Raw genomic sequence first — 11,630 nt, forward strand, 5'->3', positions numbered from 1 at the left:
CCCGCTCGGGGACGGGCCGCACGAGGTCCTGGCGGACGAGGGTCAGACGGCCCCGCCGCGGGCGCGGAGCAGGTCGCGGATCTCCTCGAGGAGGGCGACGTCGGGCGCCGCACCGGCCTCCTCGGTGGGGAAGAAGCGCTCGCGGGCCTTGGTGTAGGGCACCACGATGAAGAAGTAGACGACCGCGCCCATGATGAGGAACGCGATCAGGGCGTTGAGGAAGGCACCGAAGCTGCCCGTCTCGTCGGTGAAGAATTCATCCGAGCTGGGCAGCAGGCCGGTGAGCCACGCGGTGAAGGTGGTGACGACCGCTGCGAAGGCGAGCGCCATGATGAGGCCGGTGGCGATCTCGATCAGGTTGCCCTTGAGGACGAAGGCCTTGAAGCCGCTCATGCTGGATCTCCCTCTGGTGGGGGCCCGAGAGGGCCGAGGACGTGAACGAACGTCACGCTATCGGCTCCACGACACCGTGAGGTACTTCGTCAGCGACGCGCCAGCGATCGTGACCGCCTCCTCGGCGCTCGCCCCGACCACGACGAGCGCACCACCCGACCCGCCTGCGGGCCCGTCCGGCACGGCCGTCGGCGTGGCGAGGACGGTGACGTCCCGCGCGACGAGGGACGCGTCGCCGGTGCCCGGATCGGTGGCGAGCAGGTCGACCTCGTCGCCGGCGTGCAGCAGGGCGGCCATGCCGGCGTCGGGAAGCCGCACCGGCACGATCGTCTCCCCGGGCTGGGCGAGCGCCAGGCCCGGCCCGACGAGGCGTACGTCGGTCACGACCTCGCCGCGGCCGATCGCCGCGGCCAGCACCCGGCCGGCCGGAGCGGACGCGGCCCGGCCCGGGACGAGGTCTGCCGGCCACTCGCGCGTGACGAGGTCGTCGTCGGCGAGGAGCGACCCGGAGGGCAGGTCGCGCGCGGCGACCAGCACCTCGACGGTCTCGGCCGGCGGCGGCGCGAGGGTGCGCAGCGCGCCGAGGGCGGCGACGGCGGTGAGCGCGGCGGCGATCAGCCGACGACGGCGCCGCAGCTGGTGGCGTAGGGCGCGCAGCCGGCGCCTGGCCGGCGGGAGTCCCGGGAACATGCACCGACGCTAGGCCGGGGCGCCCGCCGCCCGCTCGGCCTCTCCACAGGGGTCTCGTGACGGTCGCTGCGCGACCTCCTCGACCCGCGGTGGGTCAGTCGGACGAGCTGGAGGACGAGCTGGACGACGAGCTGGACGACGAGCTGGACGACGAGCTGGAGGAGGAACCCGACGACGAGCTGGACGACGAGCTCGTCGTGCTGGTCGACGGGGTCGAGGACGAGGAGGTGCCGGCGCCGGTGGACGACGAAGCCGGCGTCGAGGAGCCCGCTTCCGCGCGGCTGTCGGTGCGGTAGAAGCCCGAGCCCTTGAACACCACGCCCACGGCGTTGTAGAGCTTGCGCAGCCGGCCGTCGCACTGGGGGCAGACGGTCAGTGCGTCCTCGCTGAAGCTCTGGAACTGCTCGAACGAGTGGCCGCACTCGGTGCAGGCGTACTGGTAGGTCGGCATGTGGGTCCTCTGGGAGCGTCGGGGCAGCGACGGTGGTGCGGGATCGGCCGGGCCGGCGCGACGCGCTGGCACTCGGGCCCTTCGACTGCCAATGGTACGGCACAATGGTCGAGCGATGACCGAGCCTGCCGACACCCCCGACTCCACCCTCGACTCCACCCCCGACTCCACCCCCGACTCCGCCCCCGCCGCCGCTGCCTCGGCTGCCACGACCGAGCAGACCAATGAGCCCGTCCGCGGCTCGCGCTGGCAGGCCTTCAAGCGTGCGCCCCGGGCGGTGCGCTGGACGGCGTGGACCGCGCTGGGCCTCGTGGTGCTGCTCCTGGTGCTCGCCGCGGTGTCCGTGGTCGTCGTACGCCGCCCGCTGCCGCAGACCGACGGTGAGATCGAGGTTCCCGGGCTGTCGGCGAGCGTCGAGGTGGTGCGCGACGAGCAGGGCATCGCGCAGGTCTACGCCGACACCGACGACGACCTGATGTTCGCGCAGGGCTTCGTGCACGCGCAGGACCGCTTCTTCGAGATGGACTTCCGCCGCCACGTCACCGCGGGCCGGCTCTCGGAGATCTTCGGCCCCGACACCCTCGAGACCGACCGCTTCATCCGCACGATGGGCTGGCGACGCGTCGCCGAGCGCGAGTGGGCGCTGCTGGAGCCGGCGACGCGTGACGCGCTGACGTCCTACGCCGCCGGGGTCAACGCCTACATCGCCGACCGCAGCCCGTCGCAGCTGGCGGTGGAGTACAGCGTGCTGGGGCTCACCGGCCTCGACTACTCCCCGGCGGAGTGGGACCCGATCGACTCGCTCGCCTGGCTCAAGGCGATGGCGTGGGACCTGCGCGGCAACATGGACGCCGAGGTCGACCGGGTGCTGCTCTCGCTCGACCACACCGAGGACGAGATCGCCTCGCTGTGGCCCGCCTATCCCTTCGACGAGCATCCGCCGATCGTCAGTGGCGGTGGGGTCGTCGACGGAGTCTTCGAGCAGAACGCCTCGGGCAACGCGACCCGCAACCCCCGCCGGCCGGCGTACGCGCCCGGCGTCGTCGCGGCCCTCGAGCGGGTGCGCGACCGGCTCGACGCGATGCCCGAGCTCATCGGCAAGGGCCGCGGGATCGGCAGCAACTCGTGGGTCGTCGACGGGGAGCACAGCGCCACCGGCGAGCCGATCCTGGCCAACGACCCCCACCTCGGCATCAGCCAGCCCGGCATCTGGATGCAGATGGGCCTGCACTGCCGCGCGCGGACGGCCGACTGCACGCTCGACACGTCGGGCTTCACGTTCTCCGGGGTGCCGGGCGTGGTCATCGGCCACAACGCCGACATCGCCTGGGGCTTCACCAACCTCGGCCCCGACGTCACCGACCTCTTCCTCGAGCAGACCGAGGGCGACGACCGCTACGTCCGCGACGGCGCGACCGAGGCGATGGAGGTGCACACCGAGACGATCAAGGTGCGCGGCGAGGACGACGTCGAGATGCGCGTGCGCGAGACGGTCCACGGGCCACTGATCAGCGACGTCTCGACGGAGTTCGCGACCGTCGGCGCCAACGCACCCACCGACGAGCCGGGCGAGCGGGGGAGCGGCTACGCCGTCGCGCTGGCGTGGACCGCCCTCGAGCCGGCGCCGACCGCCGACGCGATCCTCGCCCTCAACCGCGCCTCCGACTGGGACTCCTTCCGGGCGGCCGCCGCCGACTTCTCCGTGCCGGCGCAGAACCTCGTCTACGCCGACCGCGAGGGCCACATCGGCTACCAGTCGCCCGGCCGGATCCCGATCCGCCGGGCCGGCAACGACGGCACCATGCCCGTGGAGGGCTGGATCAGCGCCAACGACTGGACCGGCGAGTACATCCCCTTCGACGGGCTGCCGAGCGTGCTCGACCCGGAGGAGGGCTTCATCGTGACGGCCAACCAGGCCGTCATCGACGAGCGCTACCCCTACCTCCTGACGAAGGACTGGGACTACGGCTACCGCTCGACGCGCATCCGCGAGGTGCTCGAGAGCGAGGGCGAGCTGTCCGTCTCGGAGATGGCCGGGCTCCAGCTCGACTCCACCAACCCCATGGCCGAGACGCTGGTGCCCTACCTCCTCGACGTCGAGGCTCTGCCGTCCCCCTACTACCGCAACGCCCAGAACCTGCTGCGCGACTGGGACTTCACCTCGCCGGTCGACAGCGCGGCCGCGGCCTACTTCAACGTCGTGTGGCGCACGGTCCTCGACAAGACCTTCCACGACGAGCTGCGGCAGCGCACCTGGCCCGACGGCGGCGACCGGTGGTTCCGCGTGGTCACCCAGATGCTGTCCGAGCCCGCCGGCCCGTGGTGGGACGACGTGACCACCGACGACACGGTCGAGACCCGCGACGACATCCTGCGGGCCTCGCTCATCGACGCCCGCGACGAGATGACCCGCCGCCAGTCCCGCGACCCGCGCCTGTGGGAGTGGGGCCGCCTGCACCGCATGAACCTCCGCAACCCCACGCTCGGCGAGTCGGGCGTCGCGCCGGTCGAGCGCCTCTTCAACCGCAACGGCTGGGAGGTGGGCGGCGGCTCGTCCATCGTCGACGCCACGTCCTGGAACGCCGTCGAGGGCTTCGAGGTCACCGCCGCGCCGTCGATGCGGATGGTCGTCTCGCTCGGCGACTGGGACGAGTCGCGGTGGATCAACCTCACCGGCGTCTCCGGGCACCCGGCGTCGTCGCACTACTCCGACCAGACCGAGCTCTACGTCGACGGCGAGACGCTGCCCTGGGCCTTCACCCGCGAGGCCGTGCAGGCGGCGGCCGCCGACACCCTGGTGCTCACGCCCGCCGAGTGAGTGATCACCGGATATCCGGGGATCCCGCAGGCCCGAGCGCCACGACACCGCGCGACGTCAGCGCGAAGCCGACCCGCACGTCGTGGGGCTCGGCGGGCACGGCGAGCCCGACCTCGTCGTCGTACAGCAGCACGGCGACGGGGGTGCCGGGGGAGACGCGCGGCAGGGCGCGGTCGTAGCACCCGCCGCCCTGGCCGAGCCGCGCGCCGGACAGCGAGACCCCGGTGCCCGGCACGAGGACGACGTCGGCCTGCGCGATCGCCTCGCGCCCGAGTCGTGGTGCGGTCGGCTCGAGGAGGCCGCGCACCGCGGGGGCGAGGCCTTCCCGACCGGTGTAGACGGCCCAGTCGAGGTCGAGCCCCGGCAGCACCACCGGCAGCAGCACGCGCTTGCCGGCTGCCGCGAGCGCGTCGAGCAGGAGGCCGGTGCCGGGCTCGCTGCCGACCGAGACGTACGCCGCGACGGTGGCGGCGGACCGGACCGGCTCCCACGCGAGCGCCACGTCGGCGACGGACGCCGCGAACCCGGCCCCGGCCTCGAGCGGGCGCCGCTTCCGGGCAGCCAGCACCTGGTCGCGCAGTGCGGTCTTCGCCGCCGAGTGTCCCGGTCCCACACCGGCAGCCTACGATCGAACCATGGCAAGCAAGGGCAACCCGCAGGGCCTCGCACTCGCGCGCGAGAAGATGCGCCAGGCCGGCGTGGACGACGTTGCGATCGACACGTTCGCGCACTACTACCGGCTCCTCGAGCACGGGGAGACCGGCATGATCGCCGAGGGCTCGATCGAGCCCCTCGACATGGAGTCGCTGGCCGACGTCGAGGTCGCCGAGGGCGACGCCGCAGAGGCCATCCGCAAGACCGCGGTCATCAAGCTCAACGGCGGCCTCGGCACGTCGATGGGCATGGAGCGTGCGAAGTCGCTGCTGTGCGTGCGCCGCGGGCTGAGCTTCCTCGACATCATCGCCCGGCAGGTGCTGCACCTCCGCAAGGAGTACGACGCCACGCTTCCGCTGCTGTTCATGAACTCCTTCCGCACCTCGTCCGACACGATGGCCGCGCTCGCCCGCTACGAGGACCTCCCGGTCGAGGGCCTGCCGCTGGAGTTCCTGCAGAACAAGGAGCCCAAGCTCCTCGCCGCCGACCTGATGCCCGCGGCCTACCCGAAGCACCCCGACCTCGAGTGGTGCCCGCCCGGTCACGGCGACATCTACACCGCGCTGCGCGGCACCGGCCTGCTGGCGCGGCTGCTCGACGCCGGCTACCGCTACGTCTTCGTCTCCAACTCCGACAACCTCGGCGCCGTGCCCGACGCGCGGGTGGCCGGCTGGTTCGCCCAGAGCGGGGCGCCGTTCGCCATCGAGGCCGTGCGTCGTACGCCCTCGGACCGCAAGGGCGGCCACTTCGCCCGCCGCAAGGCCGACGGCCGCATCGTGCTGCGCGAGTCGGCGCAGACGCTCGACGCCGACAAGGACGCGCTGGCCGACCTCAACCGCCACAAGTACTGCTCGACCAACAACCTGTGGTTCGACCTGCAGGCGATGGTCGACGCGCTCGACGCCCGGGGCGGCATCCTCGGCCTGCCGCTGATCAAGAACGTCAAGCACCTCGACCCGGCCGACAGCTCGACGCCGGAGGTCATCCAGATCGAGACGGCGATGGGCGCCGCGATCGAGGTGTTCGAGGGCGCGCTCACGATCGAGGTCGGCCGCGACCGCTTCGTCCCGGTGAAGACCACCGACGACCTGCTCGTGCTGCGCTCCGACGTCTACGACCTCGGCCGCGACTTCGTGCTCGACCAGACCGGCGACGAGGTGCCGTTCGTGTCGCTGGACGGCGACTTCTACAAGCTGGTCGGCGACTTCGACAAGCGCTTCCCCGAGGGCGCCCCGTCGCTGCGGGAGGCCGAGTCGTTCACCGTCGAGGGCGACTGGACCTTCGGCAAGGGCGTGCGCGTCGTCGGCGACGTCGCGCTCGGCGCCTCGTCTGCCCAGCGCGTCGAGGGCGGCACCGTCCTGAGCGAGCAGGACCCGGCCCAGGACACCGATGGCTGACCTGCTGCCCGTTGCCGACTACGTCGAGCGCATCCTCGCCACGGTCTCCCCGCTGCCGGCCTTCCCGCAGCCCCTGATGGAGGCCCTCGGTCTCGCCCTGGCCGAGGACGTGGTCGCCCCGATCTCGCTACCGAGCTTCGACAACTCCGCGATGGACGGCTACGCCGTGGTCGCCGAGGACGTCGCCGGCGCGAGCGAGGACACCCCGGTCACCCTGCCCGTCGTCGGTGAGATCGGGGCCGGCCAGTCCTCGATCCTGGCCCTGTCGCCGGGCACCGCGGTCAAGATCATGACCGGCGCCCCGGTGCCGGCCGGCGCGACGACGGTCGTGCCCTACGAGTGGACCGACCGCGGCGTCGCCAGCGTGCGGATCGGCCGGGCCGCCACCCCGGGCCAGCACATCCGGCCCACCGGCGACGACATCTCCGAGGGCGACATGCTGCTGGAGGAGGGCACGGTCCTGGGGCCGCGCCACCTCGGCATGCTCGCAGCCGTGGGTCGCGCGACCGTCCGCACCCGCCCCCGTCCGCGCGTCGTGGTCATCTCCACCGGCTCCGAGCTCCGCGACCCAGGTACGCCGCTGGGCCGCGACTCGATCTACGACGGCAACTCCTACCTCCTGGCCGCCGCTGCCCGCGCCGCCGGTGCGATCGCCTACCGCGTCGGCATCGTGCCCGACGAGACGCACGCCTTCTCCGAGGCGCTGAGCGACCAGCTCGTCCGCGCCGACATCGTCGTCACGAGCGGCGGCGTGAGCGAGGGCGACTTCGACGTCGTGAAGGAGTCGTTGTCGCACCACGGCTCGATGTGGTTCGGCGGCGTCGGCATGCAGCCCGGCAAGCCGCAGGGCTTCGGCACCGTCGGCGAGGACGACACCCCGGTCTTCACCCTTCCCGGCAACCCGGTCTCGTCCTACGTCTCGTTCGAGATGTTCGTGCTGCCCGCGATCCGCCGGATGATGGGCAAGCTGCCCTACGTCCGGCCCGCCGGGCGCGCCCGGCTCACCCACGGCCTGTCGTCGCCGGAGGGCAAGGTCCAGCTCGTCCGCGGACACTACGAGACCGACCGCGGCGGCACCTTCGTCTCGCCCGTCGGCGGCCACGGCTCGCACCTCATCGGCGACCTCGCGGCGGCCAACTGCCTCATCGAGGTGCCCGCCGACACGACCGCGATCCCGGCCGGCGAGATGGTCGCCATCCGCAAGCTCGACGAGGAGTTCTGATGGGGGACCCGCAGGGACGGCTGACCCACGTGGACGATCACGGTGCCGCCCGCATGGTGGACGTCGGTGACAAGCCCGTCACGAGCCGTACGGCGGCCGCCACCGGCCGCGTGCTCGTCAGCCCGGCCGTCGTCGAGCTGCTGCGCGGCGAGGGCGTGCCCAAGGGCGACGCGCTGGCCGTGGCACGCATCGCCGGAATCATGGGCGCCAAGCAGACGCCCGCATTGATCCCGCTGTGCCACCCGCTGGCGATCTCCGGTGTGACCGTCGACCTCGAGGTCACCGACGAGTCCGTCGACATCACCGCGACGGTCCGCACCACGGACCGCACCGGCGTCGAGATGGAGGCGCTGACCGCCGTGTCGGTGGCCGCGCTCACCGTCGTCGACATGGTCAAGGCGGTCGACAAGGCCGCGACCATCACCGACATCCGGGTCGAGAGCAAGAGCGGCGGTCGCTCGGGGGAGTGGCAGCGATGAACCTCCGGGCGGCGGTGGTCGTCGCGTCCAACCGCGCCGCCGCCGGGACGTACGCCGACGAGACCGGGCCGCTGATCGCCGGCTGGCTGCGCGAGCAGGGCTTCGAGTGCGGCGACCCCGTCGTCGTGCCTGACGGCGACCCGGTGCGCGAGGCGATCGCCGCGGCCGTCGCCGCCGGCGCCCGGCTGGTCCTCACCACCGGTGGCACCGGGCTCACGCCCACCGACCGCACCCCGGAGGCGACTGCACCGCTGCTCGACCGTGAGGTGCCCGGCATCGCCGAGGCGATCCGCGCAGCCGGGGTGGCCAAGGGCGTGCCGACGGCGATGCTCTCGCGTGGCCTCGCCGGGATCGCCGGCGACTGCCTGGTCGTCAACCTCCCCGGCTCGCGGGGTGGGGTGAAGGACGGCCTCGGCGTCCTCAAGCCCGTCGTCCGCCACGCCGTCGAGCAGGTCGTCGGGAGCGACCACTGAACGGCCTGTCCGGGACCGCCCCCGGGTGGCCCGCCCGGCTGGAGTCGCAGGGCGTGGTCGTCCGCGCGCTGCGCAGGTCCGACGCCGACGAGTGGCAGGCCGTGCGCGCCCGCAACCACGACTGGCTGCGGCCGTGGGACGCCACCGTGCCGCCGGGTGCCGCGCCGCGCCCGTCGTCGTACAAGGTGGTCACCCGCTCCCTGCTCCACCAGGCCAAGCTCGGGCAGTGCCTGCCCTTCGTGATCGAGGTCGAGGGCCGCTTCGCCGGGCAGGTCACGGTGAGCAACGTCGCGCGCGGCTCGGCGCAGTGGGGCTCGATCGGCTACTGGGTCGCCGCCGAGGTCGCCGGGCGCGGGGTGGCACCCCGCGCGGTGGGCATGGTCATCGACCACTGCCTCGGCCCCGTCGGGCTGCACCGCATCGAGATCTGCGTGCGGCCCGAGAACACCAACTCCCTGCGGGTGGTGGAGAAGCTCGGTCTGGAGCAGGTGGGCTACGCCCCACGCTTCCTGCACATCGACGGGGCGTGGCGCGACCACCGGATCTTCGCGGTCACCGCCGAGGAGGCCCCTGAGGGTGTGGTCGCGCGGCTCGAGACCCACCAGTCACACCAGTAGTTCTGCGACACACCACTTGACATCCGCCTCGGTCACGCTCCCCGCTCCTACGCTTCGGACGTGGACCTGAGCGCTCTCATCTTCGTCGCCCTTGCCGTGGCGTGGGCCGTCTACCTGATCCCCAAGGCCCTCAAGCACCACGACGAGGTCGTCCGCAGCCGATCCGTCGAGAAGTTCTCCCACACGATGCGCGTGCTCGCCCGACGCGAGCCCGTCGACCGCCGCAACGCGCGCCTGGTCGTCTCGCCGATCCGCGCCGCGCTGCGCCCGCCGGTCGAGACCAAGGCCCACGCCGAGCCCGAGGTCGTCGCCGCGTCGGTCACCACCGAGGTGACCCGCGAGGTCACCGCCACCGTCTCCACGGGCCCTGCGCCGTCCCGTCAGCCGTCGAGCCAGCCGTCGCGTGCCCTGTCGCCGGTCGCCGAGCGGGCGTCCGCCCGCCGGGCCGCGAAGCGCCGCCGCAACGTCCTCTCCCTCGTCCTCCTCGCCAACGCCGTCGTGGTCGGCCTCGCCGTCGCGAAGGTCGTCGCCTGGCCGTGGGTCGCCGTGCCGGTGGCCGTCCTGGTCGCCTGGCTGGTCGCCTGCCGGGTGTCGGTGCGCGCCGAGCGACGCCAGCGCGCCCTCCGCTCCGCGATCGAGATCGGCATGCCGCCGATCGTCGAGGAGGAGCTCGACGAGTCCGACCTGACCGGTGAGATCACCGTCACCCCGCCCCAGCCCCGCGTGCCCGACTCCCCGGCCGAGCCCGCGACGGCTTCGCCCGCGGCCGACGCCCCCGCCGTGGTCACCGGCGAGGTCCAGGTCGTCGGCGGCTGGGACATGGTGCCCACCACGCTGCCGACCTACGTCAGCAAGCCGGCCGCCCAGCGGCGTACGGTCTCCACGATCGACCTCGAGTCCACCGGCGTCTGGTCGAGCGGCCACCACGACGGCGACTCGGCCCTCGCACGCTCGGCCGAGCAGTCCGCCAAGGCTGCGCGCGAGGCCGGCGAGACCCGCCGCGCCAGCGGCGCCTGAGTCCGGCTCCGGCGGACGCCAGGGCGATTGGGTCGGCGTCGAACTGCTCGTGTATCTTGGCGTCGCGCCTCCGGGCGCATGGGGCTGTGGCGCAGTTGGTAGCGCGTCTCGTTCGCAATGAGAAGGTCAGGGGTTCGAATCCCCTCAGCTCCACCAGCACGACGAAGAACCCGCAGGTCGACCGGACCTGCGGGTTCTCGCATGTTCCGCCCTCGCGCCGCGATCAGCCGCCGGAGGATCGGCAGGACCCGGGTGCGCTACTCCGTCCGCAGGGCCGTCGCCGTACGGGTCCGCGCCGCCCACCCGGCGGGCAGCAGCGCGCCGGCCGTGGCGAGCACCAACCCGCCGAGCGCGAACATCGCGAGCTCCCACGGTCCGAACACGCTGAGCACGACCTGGGGCAGCTCGACCCCGGCACCGTCTCCCATCGCCGGCATCAGGATGCCGTGCAGCAGCACCCCTGAGGGGACGCCGACCAGGCCACCGACGAGGCCGACGAGCGCGACCGACGAGAGCACGGTCGTCAAGGTCTGCCGTGGGGTCATGCCCAGCGCCTTGTGGATCCCGATGTCGTGCACGCGATCGCGAACGTCGAGCACGACAGCGTTGAGGACTCCCAACCCCGCGACGGTGACCAGCATCAGGGTCAGCAGGCCGGCCAGAGCGTCGATGATGACGACCAGCTCGTCGGCGCCGTCTGGACTCTCCAGGTGCGCCGCGAGGTCCAGCGGGTCCAACGCCTGCTGGAGCGCGTCGGCGTACTCGCTGTGGTCAGTGCCATCGGCCACCGAGACGAGCCAGGCGGTCAGGGTCGTGCTGGCGTCGGCCTGGGTGAGGACGAGCCCGTCGTTGTTGCCCGGGTCGAAGACCTCCCCCACGATCGTCAACGTCACCGGCGCCCCGTCGCGGGTGAGCGTGAGGGAGTCCCCGATCTCCTTGTCGGTGGACCGCAGCACCTCTGTGGGGACGACGGCCTCCCCGGGGCGGGTGAACCAGCGGCCGGCGACGATCTCGTAGCCGACCCACCCCGGGTCCTCGGTGTACTCGACCAGGGATGAGCTCCCGCCCTTCAGTCCGGGCACGACCACGTCCGTCTCGGCGTACCCCAGCCAGCGGGCGGTGCCGGAGACGGCCTCCAGCGCGGCCGCGACCGCCGCCGGGTCGGCGGGCTCCGGTTCCGTTCCTGGCCTCGGCGTGCGCTGGGCACCAGGTGGGCCGTCGTCCGTGAAGCCGTCGACGACCAGGTCGGCCGCCGAGTGGTCGGCGGCGACCTGGATCCGGTTCAGCGACGTCGCCAGGCCTGCCGCGAGCGTCACGGCAGCGGCGCCGAACGCGATCGCCAGGACCATCGCCGCCGCGCGCGCCGGTGCGCTGAACGGGCGCGCGAGCCCCAGGGTCATCGGCCGCGGCAGCGGCAGC

At 72.9% G+C, this 11,630-nt stretch carries 12 protein-coding genes and 1 tRNA gene; 8 read left to right on the top strand and 5 right to left on the bottom strand.

Translation table 11 applies throughout. The annotated features are described in order from the left end of the window. Positions 1-42 precede the first annotated feature (42 nt). The 3 genes from AC1DP1_RS18000 to AC1DP1_RS18010 all read right to left on the bottom strand — a co-directional run bounded on the left by AC1DP1_RS18000 (position 43) and on the right by AC1DP1_RS18010 (position 1,534). Positions 43-393, bottom strand: coding sequence for an MscL family protein (locus tag AC1DP1_RS18000; RefSeq protein WP_477507997.1), 351 nt, complete (start codon positions 391-393; stop codon positions 43-45). A gap of 57 nt (positions 394-450) precedes the next feature. Next, positions 451-1,083, bottom strand: coding sequence for an SAF domain-containing protein (locus tag AC1DP1_RS18005; protein ID WP_477507998.1), 633 nt, complete (start codon positions 1,081-1,083; stop codon positions 451-453). 94 nt (positions 1,084-1,177) lie between these two features. Beyond that, the gene (locus AC1DP1_RS18010; protein ID WP_477507999.1) at positions 1,178-1,534 is read right to left on the bottom strand and encodes an FmdB family zinc ribbon protein; all 357 of its coding nucleotides are present in this window, start codon (positions 1,532-1,534) and stop codon (positions 1,178-1,180) included. Positions 1,535-1,649: 115 nt separating this feature from the next. Between AC1DP1_RS18010 and AC1DP1_RS18015 the strand changes: the two genes are divergently transcribed. Next, positions 1,650-4,352, top strand: a complete 2,703-nt coding sequence (locus AC1DP1_RS18015) for a penicillin acylase family protein (protein WP_477508000.1) — start codon at positions 1,650-1,652, stop codon at positions 4,350-4,352. A 4-nt stretch (positions 4,353-4,356) separates the two neighbouring features. Here the strand turns inward: AC1DP1_RS18015 and AC1DP1_RS18020 are convergent, their stop codons facing one another. Further along, entirely contained in the window at positions 4,357-4,965 is a 609-nt protein-coding gene (locus tag AC1DP1_RS18020) for a 5-formyltetrahydrofolate cyclo-ligase (protein ID WP_477508001.1), read from the bottom strand. A gap of 22 nt (positions 4,966-4,987) precedes the next feature. Here AC1DP1_RS18020 and AC1DP1_RS18025 point away from each other — a divergent pair, with 22 nt between their 5' ends. From AC1DP1_RS18025 to AC1DP1_RS18055, 7 genes are all read left to right on the top strand, one after another. After that, entirely contained in the window at positions 4,988-6,403 is a 1,416-nt protein-coding gene (locus AC1DP1_RS18025) for a UTP--glucose-1-phosphate uridylyltransferase (protein ID WP_300047191.1), read from the top strand. Further along, positions 6,396-7,625, top strand: coding sequence for a molybdotransferase-like divisome protein Glp (glp, locus tag AC1DP1_RS18030; RefSeq protein WP_477508002.1), 1,230 nt, complete (start codon positions 6,396-6,398; stop codon positions 7,623-7,625). Before AC1DP1_RS18025 ends, glp begins: the two co-directional genes overlap by 8 nt. Continuing rightward, positions 7,625-8,104, top strand: a complete 480-nt coding sequence (gene moaC, locus AC1DP1_RS18035; protein ID WP_477508003.1) for a cyclic pyranopterin monophosphate synthase MoaC — start codon at positions 7,625-7,627, stop codon at positions 8,102-8,104. The genes glp and moaC overlap by 1 nt, the downstream gene beginning before the upstream one ends. After that, entirely contained in the window at positions 8,101-8,577 is a 477-nt protein-coding gene (locus AC1DP1_RS18040) for a MogA/MoaB family molybdenum cofactor biosynthesis protein (protein ID WP_477508004.1), read from the top strand. Before moaC ends, AC1DP1_RS18040 begins: the two co-directional genes overlap by 4 nt. A gap of 53 nt (positions 8,578-8,630) precedes the next feature. Further along, positions 8,631-9,194: a GNAT family N-acetyltransferase gene (locus tag AC1DP1_RS18045; protein ID WP_457192384.1), complete on the top strand. Its 564-nt coding sequence runs from the start codon at positions 8,631-8,633 to the stop codon at positions 9,192-9,194. 60 nt (positions 9,195-9,254) lie between these two features. After that, positions 9,255-10,211, top strand: a complete 957-nt coding sequence (gene sepX / locus AC1DP1_RS18050; protein WP_477508005.1) for a divisome protein SepX/GlpR — start codon at positions 9,255-9,257, stop codon at positions 10,209-10,211. 80 nt (positions 10,212-10,291) lie between these two features. Then, a tRNA-Ala gene (locus AC1DP1_RS18055) sits at positions 10,292-10,367 on the top strand. 101 nt (positions 10,368-10,468) lie between these two features. Here the strand turns inward: AC1DP1_RS18055 and AC1DP1_RS18060 are convergent. Beyond that, positions 10,469-11,630, bottom strand: a 1,162-nt coding sequence (locus tag AC1DP1_RS18060) for an ABC transporter permease (protein WP_477508006.1), incomplete at its 5' end; no start/stop codon positions are given.

It is taken from the genome of Nocardioides sp. P4_G10, from assembly GCF_056401175.1.